General features: G+C 65.7%; 26 protein-coding genes. 11 read left to right on the plus strand and 15 right to left on the minus strand.

The annotated features are described in order from the left end of the window. Window positions 1-164 precede the first annotated feature (164 nt). Window positions 165-1,136, minus strand: a complete 972-nt coding sequence (locus OG555_RS40180; RefSeq protein WP_329478985.1) for a sigma-70 family RNA polymerase sigma factor — start codon at window positions 1,134-1,136, stop codon at window positions 165-167. Between the two features lie 175 nt (window positions 1,137-1,311). Between OG555_RS40180 and OG555_RS40185 the strand changes: the two genes are divergently transcribed. Together OG555_RS40185 and OG555_RS40190 are read left to right on the plus strand one after the other, a co-directional pair. Continuing rightward, window positions 1,312-2,205, plus strand: coding sequence for a serine aminopeptidase domain-containing protein (locus tag OG555_RS40185; RefSeq protein ID WP_329478987.1), 894 nt, complete (start codon window positions 1,312-1,314; stop codon window positions 2,203-2,205). A gap of 732 nt (window positions 2,206-2,937) precedes the next feature. Next, window positions 2,938-3,726, plus strand: coding sequence for an alpha/beta fold hydrolase (locus OG555_RS40190; RefSeq protein ID WP_329478990.1), 789 nt, complete (start codon window positions 2,938-2,940; stop codon window positions 3,724-3,726). Between the two features lie 315 nt (window positions 3,727-4,041). Here OG555_RS40190 and OG555_RS40195 read toward each other — a convergent pair whose 3' ends face one another. Genes OG555_RS40195 through OG555_RS40205 form a run of 3 tightly spaced genes read right to left on the minus strand, consistent with a single transcriptional unit; the run spans window position 4,042 to window position 6,385 of the window. After that, window positions 4,042-4,575, minus strand: a complete 534-nt coding sequence (locus OG555_RS40195; RefSeq protein ID WP_329478992.1) for an anthrone oxygenase family protein — start codon at window positions 4,573-4,575, stop codon at window positions 4,042-4,044. A gap of 5 nt (window positions 4,576-4,580) precedes the next feature. Continuing rightward, entirely contained in the window at window positions 4,581-5,525 is a 945-nt protein-coding gene (locus tag OG555_RS40200) for a haloalkane dehalogenase (RefSeq protein WP_329478994.1), read from the minus strand. Beyond that, the gene (locus OG555_RS40205; RefSeq protein WP_329478996.1) at window positions 5,522-6,385 is read right to left on the minus strand and encodes an NAD(P)H-binding protein; all 864 of its coding nucleotides are present in this window, start codon (window positions 6,383-6,385) and stop codon (window positions 5,522-5,524) included. Before OG555_RS40205 ends, OG555_RS40200 begins: the two co-directional genes overlap by 4 nt. A gap of 246 nt (window positions 6,386-6,631) precedes the next feature. Here OG555_RS40205 and OG555_RS40210 point away from each other — a divergent pair, with 246 nt between their 5' ends. Beyond that, window positions 6,632-7,168, plus strand: a complete 537-nt coding sequence (locus OG555_RS40210; RefSeq protein ID WP_329478998.1) for a hypothetical protein — start codon at window positions 6,632-6,634, stop codon at window positions 7,166-7,168. Between the two features lie 164 nt (window positions 7,169-7,332). Here the strand turns inward: OG555_RS40210 and OG555_RS40215 are convergent, their stop codons facing one another. Beyond that, window positions 7,333-8,292, minus strand: a complete 960-nt coding sequence (locus OG555_RS40215) for an NADP-dependent oxidoreductase (RefSeq protein WP_329479001.1) — start codon at window positions 8,290-8,292, stop codon at window positions 7,333-7,335. A 114-nt stretch (window positions 8,293-8,406) separates the two neighbouring features. Between OG555_RS40215 and OG555_RS40220 the strand changes: the two genes are divergently transcribed. Then, window positions 8,407-9,378 (plus strand): GlxA family transcriptional regulator, encoded by a 972-nt coding sequence (locus tag OG555_RS40220; protein ID WP_329479003.1) that lies wholly within the window; start codon window positions 8,407-8,409, stop codon window positions 9,376-9,378. A gap of 66 nt (window positions 9,379-9,444) precedes the next feature. Here OG555_RS40220 and OG555_RS40225 read toward each other — a convergent pair whose 3' ends face one another. Beyond that, window positions 9,445-9,978 carry a DoxX family protein gene (locus OG555_RS40225; protein WP_329479005.1) on the minus strand — a complete coding sequence of 178 codons (534 nt, stop codon included), beginning with the start codon at window positions 9,976-9,978 and terminating at the stop codon, window positions 9,445-9,447. A gap of 459 nt (window positions 9,979-10,437) precedes the next feature. Continuing rightward, window positions 10,438-10,932, minus strand: coding sequence for a MarR family winged helix-turn-helix transcriptional regulator (locus OG555_RS40230; protein ID WP_329479007.1), 495 nt, complete (start codon window positions 10,930-10,932; stop codon window positions 10,438-10,440). A 228-nt stretch (window positions 10,933-11,160) separates the two neighbouring features. Here OG555_RS40230 and OG555_RS40235 point away from each other — a divergent pair, with 228 nt between their 5' ends. From OG555_RS40235 to OG555_RS40265, 7 genes are all read left to right on the plus strand, one after another. Continuing rightward, the gene (locus tag OG555_RS40235; RefSeq protein WP_329479008.1) at window positions 11,161-11,742 is read left to right on the plus strand and encodes a PH domain-containing protein; all 582 of its coding nucleotides are present in this window, start codon (window positions 11,161-11,163) and stop codon (window positions 11,740-11,742) included. Between the two features lie 243 nt (window positions 11,743-11,985). Beyond that, a complete protein-coding gene (locus OG555_RS40240; protein ID WP_329479010.1) occupies window positions 11,986-12,711 on the plus strand; it encodes an SDR family oxidoreductase in 726 nt (241 codons plus the stop codon). Beyond that, complete coding sequence (locus OG555_RS40245; RefSeq protein WP_329479012.1) at window positions 12,708-13,523, plus strand: SDR family NAD(P)-dependent oxidoreductase; 816 nt, start codon at window positions 12,708-12,710, stop codon at window positions 13,521-13,523. Before OG555_RS40240 ends, OG555_RS40245 begins: the two co-directional genes overlap by 4 nt. Window positions 13,524-13,580: 57 nt before the next feature. Then, the gene (locus OG555_RS40250) at window positions 13,581-14,288 is read left to right on the plus strand and encodes a hypothetical protein (RefSeq protein ID WP_329479014.1); all 708 of its coding nucleotides are present in this window, start codon (window positions 13,581-13,583) and stop codon (window positions 14,286-14,288) included. 30 nt (window positions 14,289-14,318) lie between these two features. Continuing rightward, window positions 14,319-14,600, plus strand: a complete 282-nt coding sequence (locus OG555_RS40255) for a DUF899 family protein (RefSeq protein ID WP_329479016.1) — start codon at window positions 14,319-14,321, stop codon at window positions 14,598-14,600. Beyond that, window positions 14,593-15,546: a sigma-70 family RNA polymerase sigma factor gene (locus tag OG555_RS40260; RefSeq protein WP_329479019.1), complete on the plus strand. Its 954-nt coding sequence runs from the start codon at window positions 14,593-14,595 to the stop codon at window positions 15,544-15,546. Before OG555_RS40255 ends, OG555_RS40260 begins: the two co-directional genes overlap by 8 nt. Window positions 15,547-15,559: 13 nt before the next feature. Continuing rightward, complete coding sequence (locus tag OG555_RS40265) at window positions 15,560-15,793, plus strand: hypothetical protein (RefSeq protein ID WP_329479021.1); 234 nt, start codon at window positions 15,560-15,562, stop codon at window positions 15,791-15,793. A 312-nt stretch (window positions 15,794-16,105) separates the two neighbouring features. Here the strand turns inward: OG555_RS40265 and OG555_RS40270 are convergent, their stop codons facing one another. The 8 genes from OG555_RS40270 to OG555_RS40305 form a co-directional block, all read right to left on the minus strand. After that, a complete protein-coding gene (locus OG555_RS40270) occupies window positions 16,106-17,017 on the minus strand; it encodes a hypothetical protein (protein WP_329479023.1) in 912 nt (303 codons plus the stop codon). Beyond that, window positions 17,014-17,583: an RNA polymerase sigma factor gene (locus OG555_RS40275; RefSeq protein ID WP_329479026.1), complete on the minus strand. Its 570-nt coding sequence runs from the start codon at window positions 17,581-17,583 to the stop codon at window positions 17,014-17,016. The genes OG555_RS40270 and OG555_RS40275 overlap by 4 nt, the downstream gene beginning before the upstream one ends. Window positions 17,584-17,801: 218 nt before the next feature. Then, entirely contained in the window at window positions 17,802-19,064 is a 1,263-nt protein-coding gene (gene larA, locus OG555_RS40280) for a nickel-dependent lactate racemase (RefSeq protein ID WP_329479028.1), read from the minus strand. 8 nt (window positions 19,065-19,072) lie between these two features. Then, window positions 19,073-20,017 carry a glycoside hydrolase family 43 protein gene (locus tag OG555_RS40285; protein ID WP_329479030.1) on the minus strand — a complete coding sequence of 315 codons (945 nt, stop codon included), beginning with the start codon at window positions 20,015-20,017 and terminating at the stop codon, window positions 19,073-19,075. A gap of 4 nt (window positions 20,018-20,021) precedes the next feature. Continuing rightward, a complete protein-coding gene (locus tag OG555_RS40290; RefSeq protein WP_329479033.1) occupies window positions 20,022-21,458 on the minus strand; it encodes an alpha-L-fucosidase in 1,437 nt (478 codons plus the stop codon). Window positions 21,459-21,524: 66 nt separating this feature from the next. After that, window positions 21,525-23,213 (minus strand): ABC transporter substrate-binding protein, encoded by a 1,689-nt coding sequence (locus tag OG555_RS40295; protein WP_329479036.1) that lies wholly within the window; start codon window positions 23,211-23,213, stop codon window positions 21,525-21,527. 33 nt (window positions 23,214-23,246) lie between these two features. Continuing rightward, window positions 23,247-24,197, minus strand: a complete 951-nt coding sequence (locus OG555_RS40300) for a carbohydrate ABC transporter permease (RefSeq protein WP_329479039.1) — start codon at window positions 24,195-24,197, stop codon at window positions 23,247-23,249. After that, entirely contained in the window at window positions 24,194-25,186 is a 993-nt protein-coding gene (locus OG555_RS40305; protein WP_329479041.1) for an ABC transporter permease, read from the minus strand. The genes OG555_RS40300 and OG555_RS40305 overlap by 4 nt, the downstream gene beginning before the upstream one ends. Between the last annotated feature and the right edge of the window lie 16 nt (window positions 25,187-25,202).

The following is a 25,202-nucleotide window of genomic DNA, read 5'->3' on the forward strand; positions in this document are numbered from 1 at the left end:
TTCGCCGGGGGTATTCCGACGAACTCGTGAATACATACCGGCGGCGGGGCCGGAACTCATCGCGCCGCGGTAAAGATGTTGAGGCATGCTCGACAGTGGTCAGCGGCGTTGTGGGCCCGATCGGGGCGTGAAGGATCGCCCCGTGGCTTGGGGTGTGTGGTTGGTCAGGCTCCCTGGGCGTCGAGCCCGGCCGCCAGACCGAAAGGCGTGAAGACCTCGGAATCCTGGAACACCGAATTCCGGCTGATGCCCTCGGCGGTGACGGTGAAGATCTGGACCGTGTGCAGCTCGTATCCGCCACCGACGCGCCGGTAGGCGGCGAACCCGGGCTGGCCGTTGGCCGCGACCGCCTTCAGGCACCAGTCCGTTCCGGCCTTCTCGAAGACCCACTCCATGAACAGACCGTAGTTGGCGGGGCCGACGAACCAGTTGAGCATCGGCGGCATCTCCATGAGCACGTCCTCGGTGAGCAGCCGCTTGAGACCCTCGATATCGGCGTGCTCGAACGCCTTCATGTAGCGATCGACCCAGGCGCGCTGCTCGGCCGCGGACGGCTCGCTGAGACGTTCCGGCCGGACCCCGACTTCCTTCACGCGGGTACGCGCTCGCTGCAGGGAACTGTTCACCGATGCAACGGTGGTGCCTAGGATTTCTGCTGCCTCCGACGCGGAGAAGCTGAGCACGTCACGCAGGATCAGCGCACCACGCTGACGCGCCGACAGGTGCTGCAGGGCGGCGACGAACGCCAAGCGCAGGCTGCTGCGGTCGATCACGGTCCTGGCCGGATCGCCCGCGTCCAGCAGGGAGTCCGGCAGGGGCTGGAGCCAGGCGACGTTCTCCCCCGGCGCGAGCGGCGCGAGCGGGTCCGACGCGGCCACCAGACCCGACGGCAGCGGTCGGCGGCCGCGGACCTCCAAGGCGGTCAGGCAGGCGTTCGACGCGATCCGGTAGAGCCAGGTGCGCAGTGAGCTGCGAGTCTCGTCGTACTGCTCCCGCGCCCGCCACGCCCTCAGGTACGTGTGCTGGACCAAGTCCTCGGCGTCATGAGACGAGCCGAGCATCCGATAGCAGTACGCCAGCAACTCCGAACGGAACGGTTCGAGCAAGCGATCGAAGCCTTCTACCTTCGTCGTCACGCCCACACCCCTCCTCTGCTCCTGTCAAGACCACCGTATCCGAGGGGAGCGACAGCGGGCTTCACCCCCAGCCTCCGAGGCTTGACTCCAGGTCACCGGGATCGTCGACTTGTCGCCAGCTTGCCCGGCCGATCACTTCGCTCTGCTTGGCCCTCGCCTGTGTCACCATCGCTCGGTGGATGCCGAGCGGCAGTACGACGACCTGAACGACCGTGTGCTGTTCTTGTACCGCGGAGGTCGCCAGAGGGAAGCCCTGGAGCTGCTGGACTCGGCAAGCCCGAGCCTCGATCCTTGGTCAGCGGAGTTGGCTCATCTGCGGGCATGCATGCACGGCTCGATGGGTGAGGTGGATCTGGCTCTCCAGGTTCTGGTACAGGCGAGCATGGCCGGTGCGTGGTGGCATGAGGACATCTTGACCGAGGATGATGATCTGGCAGGGCTTCAACAACTCCCTGACTTCCGGCAGATTGTCGAGGTATCCCGGGGGCGGCGAGTGAACGATCGGAGCTCCTGGTTGGTGAAGGTCCCCGCCGACGGCGTCCCGCCGTCTGCTGTCGTGGTCGCGCTGCACGGTGCCGGGCAGACTGCAGCGCGGGCAGCGAGGGACTGGGCTGCGGTGCTCGAACTCGGATATGCGCTGGTCTGCGTGGAATCGTCGCAGCTGATCGCGCCGAGGTCCCGGACTTGGCCGGACCGAGCCCAGGCTGCGACGGACATCGCCGCTGCGCTGGCTGACCTCCCGGCAGAGCTTCTCGAACTCCCGTTGGTCGCGGGCGGGTTCTCCGACGGCGGGCGGGCCGCGCTGGACTGGGCCTTGTCGGCGCAGCCACTGCCAGTGGAAGGCAGCGTAGTTCTGGCCCCCGCGCTCCGAGAGCTTCCGGTGACGGGGTACGGGCCGTTGTCTCCGGCAACCGTTCTGATCGGCGTGGACGATCATCTACTCAAGACGGTGGAGGAGGCGGCAGATCGGCTGTCTGAGCTCGGTCTGAGCGTCCGCAGGATCCCCGGCCTCGGCCACCGATTCCCCGACAACTTCGCTGATCACCTGCGCCAGATTTTCGGGGCCTGATTGCGGGCGGACCGTACCGCCGGAGTCCGTGTGCCGGAAGACGACGGCGGGATCGGCCGCCGCGGTCATAGAAACCCTTTGATCGTGTGGCCCGGATCGAAGCGAACCGAGCAGCGGGCCTCCAGGCTACGAGCCGGCGATCAGGACGCTCAATAATTGATCGTCCGCGAAAGCGCAGTCATCCGCTGTGCCGTTGCGTTCAACGTCGCGGGCCGCACCGAGTAGCGCGCCTCACGCCCGATCCGGCCGCCTGAGACGAGCCCGACAACATCCAACACCGCAAGGTGCTTGACCAGCGCCTATCGCGAGACAGGGAGTCGCTCGGCGAGCGTTGTCACGGTGGCCTCGCCCCGATCGAATCCACCTCCGCCAGTGGACAGCCCTCGATCGTGGACCGTTCGCCGCACTGAGCGCGGACGCACAGGTGATGGAGCGGATCGGGATGCTTCGCGACCCAGCGGACGACTTCGACCATCCGCGGGTTGTCCCGGGCCACCGCGTCGAGCGGCACGTTCTCTACCGCATCGATCGGCAGCGGTCGCAGCGAACAGCGTGGATGGCCTCACAACTCGCCGCGGACCAGTTCCTGCTGCCTCATTCCGGTCCGCTCCCGTGGCGGGTCGATGACGCATCGGCTCGCATCTTGGCGATGGGGATGTCGATTACGGACCCAGTCATTCGACGAGTTGGTACGAAGACCAGATTCCACTGGAGAACACGATTATGCACACAGTGACCTCGCCTGACGGCACGACCATCGCGTACGACAAGGCCGGCACCGGCCCCGCACTGATCCTCGTCGCCGGGGCCTTCGGTTACCGCAAGTACCCGATGCTGCCCAAGCTGGTGGCCGCCCTCTCGGACCGGTTCACCGTCTACAACTACGACCGCCGGGGACGTGGTGACAGTACGGACACCCGGCCATACGCGGTCCAACGCGAGATCGAAGATCTACAAGCACTCGTCCAGGCAGCCGGCGGCGAGGCGCACGTCTGGGGGCAGTCCTCCGGCGCCGCGCTGGCCCTTCACGCCGCCGCGGCGGACATCGGCATTCGCAGCCTCGCGCTGTATCAACCGCCGTTCCGGGTCGACCACAGCAAACCACTGCCACCGGCCGACTTCCAGAAGCACCTGAACACGCTCGTCGCCGAAGGCAATCGGAGTGCCGCGGTGAGGTACATGATGACCAAGGGCATGGGCGCACCTGGCTTCGCGGTCGGCGTCATGCGGCTGCTGCCGTTATGGAAACGCCTGACCGGGCTGGCTCATACTCTTCCGTACGACGTGGCAATCGTCGACGACAAGATCTACGGCAAGCCGCTCGAAGCCGCCGATTTCGCTGACGTGAAGGTGCCGACTCTCGTCATGGCCGGAGGCAAGGCTCCCGAACTGCTGCGTACCGGGGCTCGGCAACTGGCCGGAATTCTCCCCGATGGCAAGTATCAGGTCCTCGATGGACAGAGCCACGCCGTGTCACCAGCCGCACTGAAGCCGGCCCTCACCAGCTTCTTCCAGCAATGACAAAGGCGTAATTCCGTCCGAGGGCTCTATCAGTCGGAGGTTGAGCTCATTGCCCCGCCTCGCCGGGCACCGGCCACCCCGATCAACTGGACCGCCGCTGGCGCGCCGTTTCGCCGGAAGATAGAGGACTCATAAGGTCGGCTCCTCGTGTCATACGACTTCCGCACAACATTCTGTCAAGATTCTGCAGCGCAGACCGCCCGCTCCAGGCTGCCTCGGTAGGGCTCCGGTGCCGTCGATCGACGGCACCGGAGTGCTGGTCGTCGGGCCGGGCAGGCCCAGCAGATCCGGTGCGATGAAGCGACATCGGGCCGGCTACTGCTGAGATGAACCCGTAGTGCTCCCAAGCAGGACACGGTCGGATCCTGCGCCGGTATTGCGCCGGACCGTCTCGCTGACAGCGGCGGCGGTCAGTGAGCACAGCGCCAGTACGGCGGAGACTGTGCGGACCACGTGGGCAAGTTGCCAGCGGTCCCGCACACTCGCCCAGTCCGATGGTGGAGCCTGCACTGACCAGTCGGCCTGATCGCCGTTGATCGGCAGGTTGATCGCCAGCGACGTGACGAACACCAGCGCCAGCAACGCGAACGCCGCCAGTAGCAGCCACCGATCGTTGCCTCTGGCCCGGATGGTCAGAACGGCCAGGATCAGAGTGGAGACCAGTGCGGGGATCAAGGTGACGGAGGCCAGCGTGTCGAGCGAATCGAGCTCTACCTTCCGAACCTGCGTATAGACCGAGGCGTCGTAGCCCCGCAGCGAGTTCTCCAGCACGAGCACCCCCAGCAGGAACCCGGCGAACAGTCCGGTGAATAGCAGGCTCGCCGCCCGCAAGACCTTCGCGATAGACATGACGGTCACCTGTCACTCTCGACTGTGGCGGTTGAACGGATGAACTCGTCGACCACGGCGACGAGTTCGGGCCCACGGTCCTCCACGCCGAAGTGACCAGCGTTCTCGAGGACGACCTCCTGCGCGCCCGGAACCGCTTCGTGGAGAGTCGTCCTCCCCTCGCCGACTCCGTAGTCGTGATCTGCGTGCGCATACAGGAAGGGGATAGACAAGGTCCGCAGTACCGACCATGCCTTGCGATTCGGGACGGTCGCCTCGTCGTACGGGGTGAGCGGGATGAGCAGCGGGAACTGCCGGGCGCCCTGCAGGTAGCTCTCGTCGGGGAACGGCGCGTCGTACGCCGCCCGGACCGCGGGATCGAGTTCGGTGACCGTACCGCGGTCGATGACCTGACTCGCCACGAACGGGTTCGACCGCTGGCTGATCTGCAGCCAGATGGACAGCGGGCCGCTGGGGTCCCGGTCCCCGGTCGGCATCGAGGTGCTCGTCGCGACGACGCGCCGGAACTTGCCACGGTGTTCGCCCAGCAGGCGCAGGCCCAGCAGGCCACCCCAGTCGTGACAAACCATTGTCACGTCGGACAGGTCGAGCCGGTCGAAGACGACCTGGCGCAGCCAGTCCACGTGAGCCTGGTAGGTGTAGTCGAATCGGTTAGCGGGCTTGTCGGACTTGCCGAAGCCGACGAGGTCGGGGGCGACACAGCGGTGCCCGGCGGCGACCAACGGCGGGATGATGTGGCGGTAGAGGTAACTCCAGGTCGGCTCGCCATGCAGCAGCAGCACCGTCTCGCCGGACGCCTTGGCCGGATCAGGTCGCTCGTCAATGTAGTGCACGCGCAGCCGAGTGCCGGCGCCGTCGCCGGCATCGATGTCCAAGTAGTGCGGTTCGAATGGGTAGTCCAGGAGCCCTTCGAATCTGGCATCCGGAGTACGACGGACGGTGATCGTCATGACGCCACCGCCCGGAAAGCGTCCGCGTGATCCGCGACCCATTGGGCGAAGCTGCTCGCCGGGCGGCCGAGGATCCGCTCCACCTCATCAGTGACGCGGGCCGGCTTTCCGGCGTCCCGCGCGTACCTGGCCAGCAGTGCGTCGACGAAAGCCTCCGGCAGGCCATTCGCAACCAGTCCGCGGGCGGCCAGCTCCGGCGGGACCTCCTGGAAACGGAGCGGCCGACCGATCACCTCGCCGATGACAGCGACCATTTCCTGATGGGTCACGGACTGCGGACCGGTCACTGGGATCCGGCGTCCGTCCAGGTCGTCATCGACCAGCGCACGAGCGATCACCGCGGCCAGGTCCGACTCGTGGATCGGGGCCTCGGCGAAGTTCGCATACGGGGCCCGGACGACGTCGCCGGCGCGGGCCTGGGCGCCGAACATGCCGATGGCGTTGGTGGCGAACGAACTGGCCCGCACTGCGACCCATGGCAATCCCGCGTCGGCGACAGCGGCCTCCACCTCCTTGTTGCGATCACCGTTCAATCGCGACGGCTGGTACGCCGGATCGTCGTCGACGTTGATCGCCGACAGCACCACCACTCGCCGCACCCCCATCTCGGCGGCAAGTGCGAGCAGTTTCGCCGCACTCTCACCGACGGCACGCGGATGCACGAAGAGGGCGCTGGCTCCCTCCAGAGCGGACGCGACGTCCTCCGGCCGCGCCAGATCGGCCCTGTGAACGTCGACGCCGGCCGGCACCTTCCCCACTTCGGCGGACCTGGTGACAGCACGGACGGCGACGCCTTGATCCTTCAGCAATGCGACGAGCGGACGTCCGACGGTGCCGGTCGCTCCTGTGATCACGATCATGACAACTCCATCTCTGCGGGATTCGTATATTATGATCTCCATATTAATCATATCTGCTCCTGACGCAACCTGAGGCACCGGCTGGGCCGAGTTGGTCGATGGTCGCGTCCTGGGGCTGCGCACGACGAGCGCAGCCCGCCCGATGACATACGCTCTCCATATGTTATGAATCTCGTGCAATGTCTTCGACACCTGACCGCTCTCACAACAACGGCCACCGCGCCGCAGAGGCAAGGGAGAAACTCCATGAAGCGCAAGCAATCGCCGCTGGCACTCCGCATCGGACTCGGTCTCGCCGTCATCACAACGCTGATCACCACCGCGACGGGCATGGCGCAGGCCGGGAGCGGTGACCCCCGCGTCCCGGTCGGCAACACCCCCGGCGACATCCCGGCGGACGTCTGCGGTTTCCCGATACACATCAGCGCTGTCGAGGACCGGGAGTACGTGGTGCAGCAGACCGAGAACGCGGACGGCTCGATCACCACGCGGGTGACCGGACGTCTCATCAACCGCCTGACCAACCTGAACACCGGGGTCTCCATCGACTACGACAACGGAGGACCTGGGACATTCACTGTCTACCCGGACAGTCATTCCACCTTGGACTTCGAAGGCAACTCAATGGCCTGGGTCAGGGAAGCGCAGAAGGCACGGTTGGGCGCACCGGCACTGAGGCTCGTCAGCGGCGGCCACATCCTGGGCACGGTTGACGCGTCCGGTGACATCGTCGAACTCTCCACCACCGGTCACGTCGTCGATGGATGCGCCCTGCTGTCCTGACGGTCAGTGGCATGCACCGGAGCCCGAGGTCGTGGTGCATCAGATGACCGCGCTGAAGGACGGCATCGACTTCCGGCACTTCGACCAGAGCTTCGCAGTGCCCAACCAGCTGACCTCTACCGAAAGAAGACTGGTCTCACGCTGAGGCAATCAGCGAGCGAGGGTCACGGGACGAGGACGATCTTTCCCGTGGTGCGGCCTGTCTCACCTCGGATGTGGGCCTCGGCAGCTTCGGCCAGTGGGAGAACAGCTGCGATCTCGGCGGTGAGCCGCCCTGCCGCGGCGAGACCGGCGATGGCTTTCAGGCCGGCATAGTCGGGCTCGACCAGCATGAACCCGCAGCGGACGCCGTACTCCATTGCCACGTCGGCAGAAGGAGCATCGGCCGCTGCGGCCAGACTCACGAGGGTGCCGCCTCGGCGAAGCGTCCGGAGCGAACGAATGCTGTAATCTCCCCCGATCGTGTCGAGCACCGCGTCGGCATCCGATACCGCGTCGGCGAAATCGACCTGGGTGTAGTCGATCACCTCGTCGGCGCCGAGTTTCTGAACAAAGAGATGCTTGTCCTGCCGAGCGGTTCCGATGACGTAGGCACCAAGTTCCTTCGCGATCTGTACGGCGAGATGCCCGACGCCACCGGCGGCCGCGTGGACAAGCACCCGTTGCCCCGGTCTCAGGCTCACCATCTCGGTCAGAGCCTGCCACACCGTCAGCCCGGCCATCGGCAGCGCAGCCGCATGGACATGGTCGATTCCCTCCGGTTTCCGGACGAAATGCCTCGCAGGCGCTACGACGTACTCTGCATACGCCCCAGCCTGGCGTGGGAAGTCAGGCATCCCGAACACCTCGTCGCCGGGCTCGAACAATGTCACCCCCAGCCCGACGGCCTCGACCACACCGGAGACGTCGTGGCCGAGAATCACAGGGTCGTCCCAGAGCCTCAAGCCGCCATGCGACCGGGCCTTCCAGTCTGTCGGGTTGACCCCGGCGGCATGCACGCGCACCAGGATCTCCGTCGCCCCAGGGTTCAGCCGATCCGTCTCGATCTCTTCAAGAACCTCAGGTCCACCCCAGTCGCGCAGGCTGATCGCACGCATCCGCACACCGCCGGACTCCGATCGCATTCAAATTCTCCGATGTCATCGTGACGCCGGGACCACCCCGGACACTGTCCAGGGTCACCCGCCAGTCCTTCGCCAGGTAGTGGCTCGATGGACATCATGTGACAGAATCCGGCCATGCATCGCGTGGCAGTGCTCGCTTTGGAGGGAGTCATCCCCTTCGAGCTCGGAATCCCTGCTCGGATCTTCGGCAGCGCGGAAGGCGCCAACGGCAAGCCGTTGTACGAGGTGGTCACCTGCACACTGGACGGTCGGCCGGTCCGTACCGCTGCTGGGTTCTCCGTGACTGTCGAGCACGACTCATCGATACTCGCGACCGCCGCCACGGTGGTCATTCCTCCCTCTGCGTCGCTGGGTTCGATTCGCGACCAGGGAGTTCTCCCCGAGCCGCTGGCTGCTGCCCTCGCGCTGATCGGGCCACGGACCCGGGTCGCCTCGCTGTGCACGGCGGCGTACGTGCTGGCAGCCGGGGGCCTGCTTGACGGGCGCCGCGCCACCACGCACTGGCAAGAGATCGAGCACTTCCACCAGACGTTTCCTCGCGTCGACGTCGATCAGGATGTGCTCTTCATCGACAGTGGCGACATCCTGACGTCCGCCGGAGCTGCGGCGGGCGTGGACCTGTGCCTGCACCTGGTGCGCCTCGACCACGGAAGCGCAGTGGCCAACCAGGTGGCGCGCAGTTGCGTGGTCCCACCCTGGCGCGATGGCGGCCAGGCGCAGTACGTCGACCAGCCGGTGCCAGAGGCAACGACAGCGAGCACCTCCGAGACACGGGCCTGGGCTCTGGATCGACTTGACCAAGCGTTATCCCTGGCGGAGCTGGCGGGCCACGCACGGATGAGCGTGCGCACATTCACGCGACGCTTCCGATCCGAGGTCGGCTTGACACCTGGCGAATGGCTGACCTTGCAGCGCGTCCAGCTTGCCCGCCAGCTGCTCGAGAGCAGCGACCTGCCCATCGATCACGTTGCCCAGCAGGCCGGCTTCAACACAGGCAACTCCCTGCGGCAACACCTGCGCGCCGCCATCGGCGTCTCCCCAGCGGCCTATCGGCGCACCTTTCGCGCTCAGGACCCGTCCGCATGACACCTTGCATGCCGTAGGCACCGATCTGTCACTCCGGATCGGCCCGGTGGACCGCGGGTAGCGTCGTCACCCGACGGGCTGCCGGGTTCCGTCAACCTGTCCGGAACTGCTGTGCTCCGGCGCAGCCAGCTCGCCATTGCCCGAGTAGAGGACGATGACGTTGATGATGGCCGCAGGGACCAGCAGGCAGAGAGCTACGACCAGCGTCCATGGCGAGACATCGGCGCTTGAGTCGATGAGGTCCCAGCGGCCGATCGCGATCACTGCGCCGATGGAAGCCAGGAGTGATGTCTCCAGTACGTTGAGGTGCTCATTGGCGCGCACGTGAAACCCAGCGGCCATCAGACCGATGACAGCGAGACCGATGGCCGCCAGGGGGGTCAACCACGGTAGCGTTCCGGTCACCTTGGGCAGCACCAGACCCGCGGCGGCGAGAACCTCCGCGACACCGACGAGGATCACCTGGGCGCGGGGCAGGTCGGAGAACCCGGTCCAGCGGTCAATGCCGCGGCCGAGGACCTTCGGGGCGCCACCCGCGAGGAAGAAGAGGGCGAGGAAACCTTGGGCGATCCAGAGAACGACGTTCAACGTTGTGTTCATGTTGCTGCTCCTTCGCGTACGGGAAGGTCTGGCGGTCGGCTCGTCGCTGCTTCCCCTGCGGGAGCTTCCTTCCACTGCCCACCCTGATGCCGAAAATTCGCATGAGAGATAATATGGGAATCGTATCATCTGTTTTCAGCATCACCAAGCGCGCCTGAAGGTAGTGTTGATCCGCCGGCCGTTCCAACGCTGATTCCGACGAGAGCCCGCGAAGCGACGTCAGCGAGGGCTGAGCCAGCGGATGGCCTGCCACCCGATATCGCCGGCGTGAGGAGGGGCGGCGGCCGTCGTGGCGTCAGGTCCTGGCGCGGGTACCGAAGCTTGCCCGTGGTTAGCTGGGCCGAGTGCTGCGGTTACCGGCTGCGGATGAGTGGTGGCAGGCGACCGGCGCGCGACAAAACGCGGCGTACAGCTCCTCCCGGCCGCCGTAAGCTCTGAAGGCCCGAAGTGGACCGAGACCTAGACTTCGGCCTCAGCGAGCGTGGCAGTGGCGGACTGGCCGGCAGTGGTAGTGCGTTGGAGGAAGCCGACGAGGAGTTCCAGGTCGCCCTCAGAGTAGTCCGCGAGGACGTCGTCCATCGTGCTGTTCATTCCCGAGTAGAGGTGGAACACCTCGGCATTGCGGTCGCGGAGTGCGCGCAAGGTCACGGCACGACGGTCAGTGGCCTCCGGGTCGCGTTCGCGGGTGATCCAGCCGCCCCGCTGCAGGCGGTCGAGCACGCCCGTCATCGTCGCCGGATGCAGCCCCGCCCGTCTTGCCACGCTGCTCGGGCTCATCGGGCCGTACCGGCTGATGAGCTCAAAGCAGTCCAGGTCGACGTCCTTCAGCTCGAGGTGCGTGCCGACCTGGTGGTTGAGCAACGACAGTTCATTGCTCAACTGGCGCAGCAAGTCCTTGATCTCGGTCGCCAGCCGCCGCCGGCGTCGCGCCACGCTGGAAGACCCCGGACTCATAAAATCTGCTCCTCGTGTCGTATGACATACGCACAATATCGTACTCAGGCCCCGAGGAGGCTACTCCGCATGGGAGCGGCGCACATGTCAAGGCAGAACAAGCAACGCCCCTCCGGAAGAACTGCATGATGGACAGCGGCGGCTACCACGACCACCACGCAAGGTGCAACGGCTCAGCCGCTCGCTGCGTCGTAGCTTGGATGATCGACAATCTCAGGATGGTGGCTCGTGGACGACATCGATGCGCAGCGGCCGTGGGACGCCCAGGACTTTACGCCGGCACCCGAACTTCCCATTTTGCCCTGGAGCCCAAAGTTTGAGGGCAGCGGCGGGAGCTCGTGGCGGTTGGTTTCGCTACTCGTCAGCTGGCCACTTGGGATTGTCTACCTGGCGGGCAGCACCATGCCATGGTGGCTGGGGCTGGGCACGCTCTTCTTCTTGTGGCCTCTGTACGACGAGCTACGAGGTCCCTGCTGTCGCCTCACGGTGACGGCAGAAGGTTTCGAGGTCCGTGGGGTGCTGCGTCAGCGTGCCTTTCCCTGGTCAGCGATCGAACGACTTCGGGTTCGGCGGTACGAAGTAAACGTTGATCTTGGCCGCTACGGCCGTGAAACCTGGCGGTTTGACGGTCAGAACGGGCGACCATCGGCCGTAGAGGTCGCCGCTGTGCTCGAACGGCTTCGGCTCGCGAGCCGAAGCACAGCAACACGTCGCCAGAGCACTCCGTCGTGGGGTGCTGCGGTGCTCTTGGCAGGCACCGCGGCGAGCATCGCTGCCGCAGTCGTCGGCCTCCTCGTCGGTCCGAGCTAATCGGGCGCCGAACGGGGCCAACATGGGAATGCGTCACGTGCCAGACGACCTCCAACTTCGTGTTCAGGCCAAGGCTGGATGCTCCGGATCCTGACCCGACGAGATACCCCCGGCTCGAGCGGTCGCCGGACAAATCATCGGACACCCTCTGTGAGAACCCGAACCGAGCCGCAGCGATGACTTTCGCGGTGTGCTCGCCTCTGTATAGGTATGAGCTCATCGCGCCAGTCACAGACCACGGCGGTGGTCACCGGAGCGGGCCGCGGCTTCGGATCGGCGATCGCCGCCGCGCTGATCGACCAAGATCACCAGGTCGTCGGCGTGGCACGCACCGCCGACGCATTGGCGGACGTGCACCGACGATTGGGTGCGGCGTTCGTCCCGGTTGTTGCCGACGCGACCGACGCAGAGACCGCCCGCACCCTGATCGAGCAACACCAACCGACGTTGCTCGTGCTCAACGCGGGCGCGACACCCGCCATCGGCCCGGTAAACGAACAGTCCTGGGAATCGTTCAGCCGCAACTGGCAGGTCGACACCCAACACGCTTTCCATTGGATCCGCGCGGCACTGCGCCACCCGCTGACGCCAGGCAGCCTGGTGGTGGCGATATCCAGCGGGGCTGCCCTCCGCGGCTCACCGCTCAGCGGCGGATACTCGGGCGCAAAGGCGATGATCCGATTTCTCGCCGGATACGCCGCCGATGAATCCCGCCGCGCCCAGCTCGGCATCGGCTTCGCCACCGTGCTGCCGCAACTGACGCCTGCCACCGAACTCGGCGCCGCCGGGGTCGCCGCCTACGCCCAGCGGCAGGGAATCGACACCGACACATTCGCGGCGGCTCTGCAACCGCTTCTCACGCCGGCCATCGTCGGCACCGAGATCGCGCGGCTGTGCCAGGACACCGACAACCAGGACGAGCACCGGGAGTACCAGCTCACCGGCCACGGACTTCACGCGATGGCGTGAACAACCAGAAAGAGAAGGATATGTTGCTGGAAAACAAGAATGTCGTCGTCTACGGCGCGGGCGGCGCGGTCGGTAGTGCGGTGGCCCGCGGTTTCGCTCACGAAGGTGCCAGGGTGTTCCTGACCGCGCGAAATCTCGACGTCATCGACACGGTCGCGAAGGAGATCTCCGCCGCGGGTGGAGCAGTCGAGACCGCCGTGGTCGACGCTCTGGACGAGAAATCCGTGACCGAGCACCTGGACGCCGTCGTCGCCGACGCCGACAGCATCGACGTGTCGTTCAACGCGATCGGAATCTCGCCCGTGGGATTGCAGGGAATACCGCTCACCGAACTGCCGGTCGAGAATTTCCTGCGCCCGATCACCACGTATGCCCAGGCTCATTTCATCACCGCGAAATCCGCCGCACGGCACATGATCGCCCGGCGGTCGGGGGTGATCATGATGCACACACCCGAACCGGCCCGCTTGCCGCTGCCCCTGGTGGGCGGCATGAGCGTCGGCTGGGCGGCGATGGAAGGCCTCAACCGCGCGCTGTCGGCCGAATGGGCCCAGCACGGTGTTCGCGCGATCTGCCTACGCACCACGGGCATGGTGGAGACACCGGTCATCGACGTCGTGTACGGGCTGCACGCCGACGCGCTGGGGATCACCAAGGAGCAGTTCATTGCGCTAGCGAGTGGTATGAGCCACCGCAAGCGCCCGACCACGCCGGCCGAACTCACGGCAGCGGCGGTGTTCCTCGCCTCCGACCGGGCATCCGCGATGACCGGCACCGTCGCCAACCTGACCGGCGGAATCATCGTCGACTGACCCGACTCGCCCCGACCGCCGTTTCGGCGGCCGGGGCATCCCTACAGGGGGGCAAGAATGAACGATCTACTCGCGAGCGCCGTCGCCGCGCACGGTGGCGTGGACCGGTGGAACCGGATCCAGACGATCGCTGTCGACGCCGCCATCACCGGGGCCTTCTGGCAGATCAAGGGGCAAGGCGACGCGCTGACGAAGGTCCGCTTCGAGGTGGACACCACGCGGGAACGGCTGACCATGGACTTCGTCGGCCAGGACCGACGGTCAGTCTTCGAACCCGACCGGGTCGTCCTGCAACGACCGATCGGCACGGTGGTCCAGGCACGCGACGACCCGGAACGGTCGTTCGACGGCCACCAGTTCGAGACGCCGTGGGACGACCTGCATCTGGCGTACTTCACCGGGGAAGCACTGTGGACGTACCTGAATACGCCGTTCCTGTTCACCTGGCCGGGGTTCGTCTGCGAGGAGATCGCCCCGATTGAGGCCGACGGTGAAACATGGCGGCGGCTGAAAGTGACCTTCCCCGACCACATCAAGAGCCACACCCGCACGCAGGTGTTCTGCTTCGGCCCGGACGGGTTGTTGCGCCGCCACGACTTCACCATCGACATCGTCGGCCGGACGGTCGGGGCGCAGCTTTACGCCGCCGACTACCGCGACGTCGACGGCATCGTCATCCCCGCCACGCGACGGGCCTACGCCCCAATGGGCGACGACCAGATCGTCTTCGTCGCCATCGACATGGCTGACATCGACGTCCACTGATCCGAATTCCTTCTCGCAAGGGACATCACGATGAACAACACCCACCGGGCCCGGGTCGTCACGCCGGCGGAACGGGAGGCCGCCCGCCTGCGCCTGTTGGCGAAGGAGCAGGAGCTGACCCGCGCCCGGGACGCGTTGGCTGCTCAGCGCAGGCGGATGCCGTGGCTGAAGGTGGACTGGGAGGACTCCCCCGACGGATACCCCCAGGTGCCGCGATATTCGTGGCTGAAGCGACACGACGAATACGGCCCGACCGGGCGAGCCGCGCAATCCGCGACCACAGAATCGGCGGATCATGCACACCATGACTGAAGCCAAAGCCGGCGACAAGGATTTCGGAAGGCTGAGCGAACCGTTCCGGCGTGAGCTGCTCGCCTACTGCTACCGCATGCTCGGCTCGGTCGACGAGGCCGAAGAGGTGGTGCAAGACGTCTACCTCGACGCCTGGCGTGCCTACGACGCGTTCGAGGGACGGTCGTCGCTGCGTACCTGGCTGTACCGTATCGCGACCCGGGCGTGTTTCAAGGCGCTGGAAAAAAGCAGACGCAGGCCTCTGCCCGCGGATCTCGGCGCCCCCCAGACAGACCTGGATGCGGCGCTCGGCGCACAAGCTCGGGAGGTGCCGTGGCTCCAGCCGATCCCCGACTTCCTGTTCACCACCGCACCGGCCGATCCGGCGACGGTCGTGGTGGAACGACAGACTTTGCGGCTCGCGCTGGTGGGAGCGCTCCAGCAGCTGCCGCCGCGACAGCGAGCCGTGCTGATTCTCCGCGACGTGCTGCAATGGCGTACCGCCGAGGTGGCGCAACTGCTGGAGATGACGACAGCGGCCGTCAACAGCGCGCTCCAGCGCGCCCGAGCCCAGGTTCCGCTCAGCCAAGACGACCTGACCGAACCCGCCGAGCCACGACAGCGGGCCCTGCTCGACCGATACGTCACCGCCTTCGAAACCGCGGACATCGATCAACTCGTCACGGTATTGACCGAGGACGCCAGATGGGAAATGCCGCCGATCGCGACCTGGTTCGAAGGCCGCGACACCATCCTCGCCTTCCTGGCCAAACAGATGCGAGTGATCGGACCGGCCGCACTGGTCCCTACCTCCGCCAACGGACAACCCGCCTTCGCGGTGTACGCCCGCGGCCGCGACGGCGCACACCACCCACATGCGCTGCACGTACTGACACTCACAACCGAGGGCGTCTGCCGGATCGTCGCGTTCCACGGCTCAGGGCTGTTTCCACTGTTCGGGCTCTGACACGGCCAACGGCATGTCTGAATCAGAAAACATCACCCAGCACAACGAGGAGCTTCACGCACAGCTGCGACTGTTCTGCCACCTCATGCTCGGTTCGGCCGACGCCGCCGACCGCGTCATGCGGCAGATCTACCATCGCGCACTCGATCACCAAGACGATCAACAACGTCGGCAATCAGAACGCGTCCGACTATTCAGTATCGCCGCCGACCTCTGCGGGGCCCGCGGTCATTCATCGCACGAGTAGGCTACGCGACGAACTCCAATGCCTGTGGGCCGGAGGGTCCGGCGAGCCCATCGCGGCTGGGGCCGGGCCGGCCTGCCCCGGGCGCTCCCGGCGGCGCGCGGACCGGAACGCACGCGTGGTCCGCTCCAGCCGGTACGCCGTCTCCGCCTTGATCGACTCTGGCGTCAACGGTGGTCCGAACATGGTTTCATCTCCTGTGATCTGTGGCGCCGTCGTTGGCGGCCGCTCACCCCTTCTACGAACGCCTTCGGCCGGATCCGACACCGCCTCCGGAACTCTTTCGAGGACTTCAGGAGCGGTCCTCCGCAACGGTCAGGACGGCCAGCGGTACTCGACGCACTCCGGCTTGACCGGGGGGCTCGGGACGTCAGACCGTTCGCCGTTCGGCAGGGTGACCGCCATATAGGGGCAGGTGATCGGCGCCGCAGTCGGGTTCGGTCCGCTGTCGGTGTAGAGCAGAGCGCCGGCGGCGTCGTACCCGCGAACCAGGAAGTCGCCGCGGCCCGGGTCGTCGGCGTCGTACGGGCCCCAGTTGGTGCGGCCAACGGTCGGCGCGAACCAGAAACCGTCCTGCAGAAACGCCTCGATCGGCTGCTGCCCCTTCGGCTGGACCGTGATCTTGGCGACGGTCTTCGTGTAGACGCCTGCGTTGCGCGCGATCCGCATACTCGGCGCCCCGCTCAGGATCGAGTTCGGCGAGAACCTGATGCTGGGCTCGCTGATCACCCCACCTGCCGTGCGACTGCACAGCCAGTACGCCGGATGGCTCCTTTCGGGCATCGGGTGCCGGGCGATCGTCGGATAGGTCTGGTTGCCGAAGCCGATCAGCCAGGTGCTCACGACGTTCGGATCCTTCACACCGGTGAACTCGAACGCCTTGACCACCTTGTAGTCGGTGAACGGGTGCGGCAGGGACTTGCTGGTGATCCGGTTCGCCTCGGCCAGGCACTGGGTGCGCAGGCTGGCGGTCTCATCGGCCGTCAACCCCCTCACCGTGGCTGGTCCGGAGGCAGGCGGCGCGGTGTCGGTTCGGAACGCCCGTACGCCGATCGCGAGGCCGGCGACCACCGCGAGCACCGCCGCGGCGGCTAGTGCCGGCGCCAGGATCCGGCGGGGTGGACGGGTCGGCTCGTTCTCGATGGCCGACAGCAGGTCGGCGCGCAGGCGCTCGTGCGTGCCGGGCGGCAGCGGCCGGTCGGGCCGGCGGGTGAGCAACTCGTTCATGACAGGTTCTCCAAGGAATCCGACGGTACGGCGACGCTGAGATCGCGGAGGCGCTTGCGAGCGCGGGCGAGCCGGGACTTCACGGTGCCGAGCGGTACGCCGAGCGCGACAGCCGCCGACTGTGCGTCGAGCCCGCTCCAGAAGCACAGCTCGACGGTCTCCTGCTCGTGCCGCGGCAACTTCCGCAGCAGCTCCCGCAGCCGGTTCGCCTCCCGCTCGTCGTCGATCCGGGCAGCCACCCGGTCGGCGTGATCCGGCTCGTCCGTCGCCGGCACCTGCCGGATCAGGTTGAGCCCCCGGAACCGTCGCCGGCGCCGCTCGTTGCGCACCACGAAATCCGCCGTACGCAACAGCCACGGCAACGCCGAGTCGTGCACCAGTACGACGTCATCCCGCCGGCGCCACGCGTGCAGGAACACCAACGAGGTCAGATCCTCGGCTTCACTCCAGGACCCGAGCCGCCGGAACACGAAGTTGTACACCGCCTTGGCGTGCCGATCGAACAGAACCCCGAATACCTCCGGTTCCCCGTCCACACCCCGCCGCCACAACTCCCCATCACTCACTGCCACCTCCAGATCGTCCCCCACTCACCTGATATGTGTCCCGACCCAGAAGTTGGGGTTCCGCGTTCGGTGTTGACGAGTACGACGGCATTCGCCGGGCGGAGGTGGTCGGTGGCTTGGAGGGCGGCGACGGCCTGCGGTACCAGGCAGCTCAACCTCCAGTCGGACAACCCACGGCCTTCAAAGCGGCCTTCGCCCGACCGCTGGTGCCGATTCGGTCAGCTGCCGGCAACGTACGGGATCGTTTGAGGACCTTCGGGCAGGATGCACAGGCGTGCGTCCGGACCCGCTGCTGCGAGAGACTCCGCGACGGTTGCCGTGATGTCAGCGGTTTGTTCCAGGTGGGCCGCACGCAGTTCGGAGTCGGTGAGGAAGCCGGTATGCATGACAACCCGGCTCGTCGCTTGGATTCGAGCCTGGATCTGCACCTGCCATTGGTCAGGAGCAGTGTCGGCGCTGCTGCCGATCTGATCGAGAAGCGCCTGGGGAGAGTCGGCCGAGACGAGGACCGAGCGGTAGGACCCGTGATCGGGGAAGCCGTCACGGCACTCCGCCGCGCAGACGATGGTGCCGCCGCGGCGAACGATCTGGTGTGCGGCCGACATCCCCTTGACGGACTGATAGAGGTTCTGGTCGAGGGGAAAACCGGAGTTGGTGGTGACTACCACGTCGAACGGCGCATCAACCGGCTGCATGGCGACTCGCTTGGCCGCGGCACAGGCGGTCGCATGCATCGGCAGCAGGTCACCGCCGAACGCCGCGACGATGTCCTTGTCACGATTGAGCACGACGTCCAGGGCAAAGGTGACACCGGTGGCGTCGGCGATCGCCCGAACATCGTCGTGCACCGGGTTTCCATGGGTCACCCCCCACGTCGCCCTCGGGTCGCCGATCCGGGCAGCGTCATGCAGCACGAGAACAGTGTCGAGACCAGCCAGTCCCGGCGCGACGAGCTTGGGCCCACCCGAGAAGCCGGCAAAGAAGTGCGGTTCGACGAAGCCGGTAGTGATCCTCACATCCGCATCCACCCACCTGCGGTTCAACCAGACCGGCACGCCGTCGCCATGAATCCCCAGCCAGGCCAACTGGTCCTGATCGCGTCCATCGTGATTGACGATCCGCACAGCGTCGACGACCTCGTCACCGAACATCCGGCGCAGTTCGGTGTCGCTGTTGCCACGATGGGTACCGGTCGCCACGAGCACCACCACGTCGTCGAGGTCGACGACGCCATCGAGTTCGGACAAGACAGCTGGAATCATCACCTGGCGCGGCTGAGGCCGAGTGCCATCGCACGCAGAGATCGCCACGGTCTGGCCACGTCGGACGCGCTCGCGCAACGGTGGTCCAGCCACGGGCTCACGCAGCGCACGGCGCAGGACTGCGGCCGGATCGGCGGCGGCCTTGTGATGAACCGGCTCCACCACGGTCGTGCGTGCCGAGTCCGCCTCGATGACCAGCCCGGACTCGCCGTACGCCAAACGCACCTTCATGATTCGGCTTTCCACGCGGCATTGAGCCGCTCGTACTCTTCGGTGGTCACGGGTAGGACGACGCCGTGACAGGGGTCTTTCGGCAGCCGGTGGTCCTTGGACGCGATCCACTCGCCGCCGGCGAGGTCGCTCGTCTCGAAGGGGACGTAACGGCGTTCAGAGGTGAACTCGTCGATCCAGAGATACCACTTCTCCTCGATGTTCGACTTGTACACCAGCGGGCCCTCGCCCTGGATGATGGTGCCCAGGCCGATACCTTCGGCCAGCGGCTTCCACTCGGCGCCCGTCAGCGAGGTCGAGGTCTCGGAGAAGATCGACTTGCCGTACGGCGCGTCGCCGCCGCGGCTGCGTTCGTCCTTCAGGAAGCGGTAGTAAACGCCCTCGTGCTGGATCACTGTGGTGTCGATCGTCTGCCATCCCCGGTCGATCCACACGCGCGGCTCGGAGAACTCCCGGAAGTCGCGGGTGGTGGCGTACATGATCCGGTTGTAGCTGTCACCCAGGTGTTCGGCGTCGTCGTAGAGCGTCGACGACCAGTGGACGAGGTAGGCGTCCTGCTGGGGGTCCCAGACCGCTTCCGGTGCCCAGGTGTTGCCGGCCTCGGGCGGTGCGACCTCGACGAGTCGGCCCTCGCCCCAGTTCACGAGATCCGTCGACTCCCAGACCATGATCGAGCGGCTGCCACGACGCTGGTGCCGGTCCCAGTCCAGGCCGGCGTAGAGACGCAGGTCGGTCGCAACCAGGTAGAACCGGTCGCCTTGCGGGGAGCGGACGATGTGCGGATCGCGGACACCGCATTCGCCCGAGGCGGAGTACAGGACCGGCTTGCCGCCGTTGAGGTCGTCGAAGTGCATCGGGTCGTTGCCGTCGCTCAAGGCGAAGTAGATCTGCTCACCATCGACTGATTCGCGCTTGAAGTGCGCATAGAGGTAGCCGTACATGCGCTCAGGCCGAGTGGAGGTCGATCGCAAGGCAGTTGGCGACGTTGAGCGGTGGAGTGTCAGGGAGGCGGACGACCAAGATGCCATGGGCTTGTTCGTGAGGGACGGGGCCGTGGCCGAGCAGGCGGACGCCGGCCACCGTCTCATGGTCGGCGAGGCTGCGGATCACGGCGCGCCGGTCGGCCGGCCAGGCCAGCTGGAACGCGTAGAGGGTGTTGTCCCGACGGGTGAATCGGTAGTCGGCGCTCGTCCAGCTGACCCGGTCCTCGGTGAAACCCTTGATCACAACGGTTGACGGGCCCTCGCCGTACACGCGGAACGGTCTGGTGCCGTAGATACCTTCGCCGCAGACCCGCGTCCAGGCGCCGAGGTCGTCGAGGAGTTGTGAGCACTCGATGTCGATCGTGCCGTCCGGCAGCTGGGGCACGTTCAGCAAGAGGTTGCCGTTCTTCGACACGATGTCGACCAGCATCTCGATCACGTGGCCGGCGGTCTTGTAGACGTCGCGGACGTTGTAGAACCAGTCGCCGACGGACGTGTCGGTCTGCCAGGGTGCGGGATGGATGCCGGGAGTCTGACTCCGTTCGATGTCCATTACTCCGACGGAACTCACCTCGGGCCGGCGATCCTTCTGCTGGTAGACAGTGCGGTTCGTCCCGTGGATCCGCACGCTGGTGTTGTAGAGGTGAGACACCGCTCGCAGACCGGGTGCGTAGTCGACCTCGCCGAACGGCAGCGGTCCATCGGAGTACAGAAGATCCGGCTGGTAGCGGTCGATCATCTCGGTCACAGCATCGAGCCAGTGCTTGTGCCACTCGCGATCATCGCTGTACCACGGGTCCTGGACCTCGACATCCTGGGCCGGCAGGTGCCGGCTGTTGTCGAGATAGAAGTCTTGGTTGGCCGGATCGGTTCCGTCGTACGGTACGCCGGCGAACGGCCCGTGCTTGTCACTGCCCTTGTTGACCGCCGTCCAGCCGAGCGTGGCGCCGAGGTGCTCGGTGAATCCGAACGGCAGCCCGCGCTGGTCCGCGGCGGCCTTCCAGAGACCCACGATGTCCTTGCCCGGCCCCATCTTCACCGAGTTCCAGCGGTTGACGATCGAGTCGTAGTTGAAGAAGTTGTCGTGGTGCACGGCCTGGGCCACGAAGTACCGGGCACCGGCAGCCACGAATCGATCCATCAGCTCGTCCGGATCGAACCGCTCCGCCTTCCACAGCCGTACGACGTCCTTGTAGCCGAACTGCGACGGGTGCCCGTACGTCCGCAGGTGGTAGCGGTACTGATCGGTGCCCTCCCGATACATATTGCGCGCATACCAGTCGCCGTAGCGCGGGACCGACTGTGCTCCCCAGTGCGACCAGATGCCGAGCTTCGCGTCCCGGAACCAGTCAGGGCACTCGAACGTGGCCAGGGACTCGAAGGTTGGGTCGAACGGCACCGATCGCTCCTCGTGGGTGATGGGAGGGCGGACCGGCCGGAGTGCTCCGGCCGGTCCAGGATTGATCTACTTGTTGGGCATCTTGTCGTAGGCGGTTTGCTGGATCTCGAGGTAGCGCTTGAGGCCGAGGCCGTCGAGGCCCTTCACGTAGGCGTCCCAGTCGGTGTCGATGTTCTTCGAACCGGTGACGAACTGGAGTGCGTTCTGCTGCACGTAGCTGTCGATGTTGGTCTGCATCGTCGCGACCTCGTTGGCCAGGGACGGATCGATCCACACCTTCCAGTACGGGTAGATCTTGGCCTTGTCCTCGTGGCCGGCGTACAGCTTGGTCGCCTCGTAGAGCCGTCGCTCGTAGCCCGCCTGGGAGTAGAGGTCGGTGCTGATCGCCTCGGAGTTCCGGAACCTGGCCGTGTTGTTGTACTGCGCGAGCGCGCCCCAACCCGAGTTCGGCGGCTTGGTTCCGACCTTTTGCGGGATCTGCTTGAAGATCGGCGTCAGCGACTTGTCCAGCGCGACATCACCGGTCGCCGGCTTGGTCCAGGTCTTGCCTTCGGTGCCGAACTGGCCGTTGATCTGGCCCTCGTCGGTGAAGATGTAGTCGAGCAGCTTGATCGCCTGGATCTGCTCCTCCTGCGTCGCCTTGCTGGTCAGTACGAACGTCGCACCCGGCGCGCTCGGGAAGTTGTAGCCGGTGAAGTTCGCGCCGTCCGGCCCGGTCAGCGGCGGTACGGCGTCGTACTGCTTGTCCCGTCCGTCCGGCGAACCGGTCGTGACGAAGATGCCCGGGTGCAGCACGGTCGCGGAGCCGAGGACGACCGTTCCGGCGTGATTGCCCTGCTGCTGCAGGGCGTCCGGGTTCTGGGTGAAGGCGCCCTTGTCGATCAGGCCTTCCTTGTAGAGCGAATTCAGGTACTTCAGGCCGGCCCTCCAGCCATCCTTGTTCGCCTGGATGTCGACCTTGCCGTCGGTCAGTACCAGTGTCGAGTTGTTGTTCCCGCTGGTGCCCTGCGGGTCGTAGATGAACGCGTTCATGAAGTACGGGATCAGCACGTCCCGCACGTCGGCACTGAGCGGGATCTCATCGGCCTTGCCGTTGCCGTTCGGGTCCTGGGTCTTGAACGCCTGCAGGACCTTGCGCATGTCCTCGGTGGTCTTCGGCTGCTCCAGGCCGAGCTTCTTCAGCCAGGCCGAATTCATCCACAGCTTGTCCTGGTACGTGCAGTGGAAGCAGTCGACCCACTGGGGTATCCCGTAGATCTTGCCGTCCGGCGCGGTCGCCATCGCCTTCCACTCCGGCGTGGCGTCCAGCGCCTTCTTGATGTTCGGCGCGTATTGATCGATCAACTGGTTCAGCGGTACGACGACACCCTGGGTCGAGAGCTTCAGCAGGTCGGTCTGGGTGAACTGGTCGACCCACGGGATCAGCAGATACAGGTCCGGATAGTCACCGCTGGCCAGCGAGATCTGCCGCTTCTCCTTGGCCGGGCCGCCGTCGAACGTCGTGTTCTGCCACTTGATGGTGAGGTTGAACTTCTCCTTCACCGCCTTCGTGAAGTCGTTCGTGGCCAGGTTCCAGTCGGCCGACTGCGGCGCGAACACATCGAGGGTGACCGCAGGATTCCCGGTGATCGTGGGCAACGGCTTACCCTGCTGATCCTCCGATCCGCCGCCACCGGAACAGGCGGCGAGCGTGAGTGCCAGGAGACTCAGGCCGGCGATCGCGGCACGCCTCCGCTTTGTGAACTGTACAGACATAGGTCCCTCACAGGGTCGAGGTGATGCGGAGGATCAGCCCTTGACGGCGCCGATCATGATTCCCTTGGTGAAATAGCGCGCGACGAACGGATAGATCAGGAGCACCGGGACGCTGGCCACCACGATCAGCGAGTACTTGAGCAGATCGGCCAGTTGCTGACGTTGCAGCATGACGGATGCGTCGACGGCCCCACCGCCGGTGGTGTTGAGGATCAGGATGTTGCGCAGGACCAGCTGGAGCGGGAACAGGTCCGGGTTCTTGAGATAGATCAGCGCGTCGAAGTACGAGTTCCACTGCATGATCGCGTACATCAACGCGACCACCGCGATCATCGGCTTGGCCAGCGGGATCACCACCGACCAGAGAAACCGCAGGTCACCGCACCCGTCCAGCTCGGCGGCCTCGACCAGCTCGTCGGGGATCGCCGTACGGAAGTAGGTCCGGGCGATGATGACCTGCCAGACCCCGATCGCCTGCGGGATGATGAGCGCCCACCGGGTGTCCAGCAGGCCGGCCGACTGCACCACCAGGTACGTCGGGATCAGGCCGCCGGTGAACAGCATCGTGAACAGGATCAACGTCATCACGACGTTCCGGCCGACCAGTGTGCGCCGCGACATCGGATAGGCGATCGCGATCGTCAGCGTGACACTGACGATCGTCCCGACCACCGTGTAGAACAACGAATTCAGGTAGCCCTGGACGATCTGCGGGTTCTGGAACACCGCGTGGTACCCACGTAGCGAGAACTCCACCGGCCAGAACAGCACCCGCCCCGACGAGACCGCCCCCGGACTGCTGAACGAGCTGGCCACGATGTACAGCAACGGCAGCAGGACGACCGCGAACAACACCGCCAGCAGCAGATAAACACAGAACAGGAAGATCCGGTCGGTCCGCGGCTCGCGGATCCGGCGTGCCCGCGCCGCACGGCGCTCGCCTCTCTTGCTCGGCAGCGTTCTCGCTTCAGTCTGAGCGCTCATGACCACAATCCGTTCCCGGTGATCCGCTTGGCGATCGTGTTGACCATCAGCAGCAGCACCAGGTTGATCACCGAGTTGAACAGCCCGACCGCGGTGGCGCCGCTGAAGTCCGCGTTCAGCAGACCCGTCTTGTACACATAGGTGGCGATGATCTCGGACTGGCTCAGGTTCAGCGGGTTCTGGAACAGGAACGCCTTCTCGAAGCCGATCGCCATGATGTTGCCGACCGCAAGCACCAGGATGATCACAGCCGTCGGCATGATGCCCGGAAGATCCACGTGCCGAATCCGCTGCAAGCGGCTGGCACCGTCGATCCGGGCCGACTCGTGCAGCGCCGGATCGATGCCGGACAACGCGGCCAGGTAGATCACCGCGGAGTACCCGGTGGTCTGCCACACGTCGGACCAGACATAGATGTGCCGGAAGTAGTCCGGGTTCCCGAGGAAGTCGATCGCGGGAACGCCGAAGAACCCGAGCCCCTCGTTGACGATGCCCAACCGCGGCGACAACACCAGGATCGTCATCGATACGACCACGACCGTGGAGATGAAGTACGGCGCGTACGTCACCATCTGCACCGTCCGCTTGAACACGCCGGTGCGGATCTCGTTCAGTGCCAGCGCGAGGATGATCGCGATCGGAAAGCTCGCCGCGACGGTGTAGACCGACAGGATGAAGGTGTTCTTCACCAGGGTCCAGAACACCGGGTTGTGGAAGAACAGGTCGAAGTTCTGCCAGCCCACCCACGGGCTTCCCCAGATGCCTTTGATCACGTTGAAACTCTTGAACGCCAGGACCGCGTTCGACATGGGGATGTACTTGAAGACCGCGAACCAGATCAGCGGCACGACCATCAGCAGGTACAGCGTCCAGTGCCGTTGAAGGCTGCGCCGCAGCCCTTTGATACCGGGGCGCTCCCGTCCCCGTCGTCGCCTGGGCCGCGCTGGTGTCTCACCGGCCGGTGGCCGGATGGTTGTCAGGGTTGCCATGAAACCTCCTCGTCCA

The organism is Kribbella sp. NBC_01484, from assembly GCF_036227145.1.
GTDB lineage: Bacteria > Actinomycetota > Actinomycetes > Propionibacteriales > Kribbellaceae > Kribbella.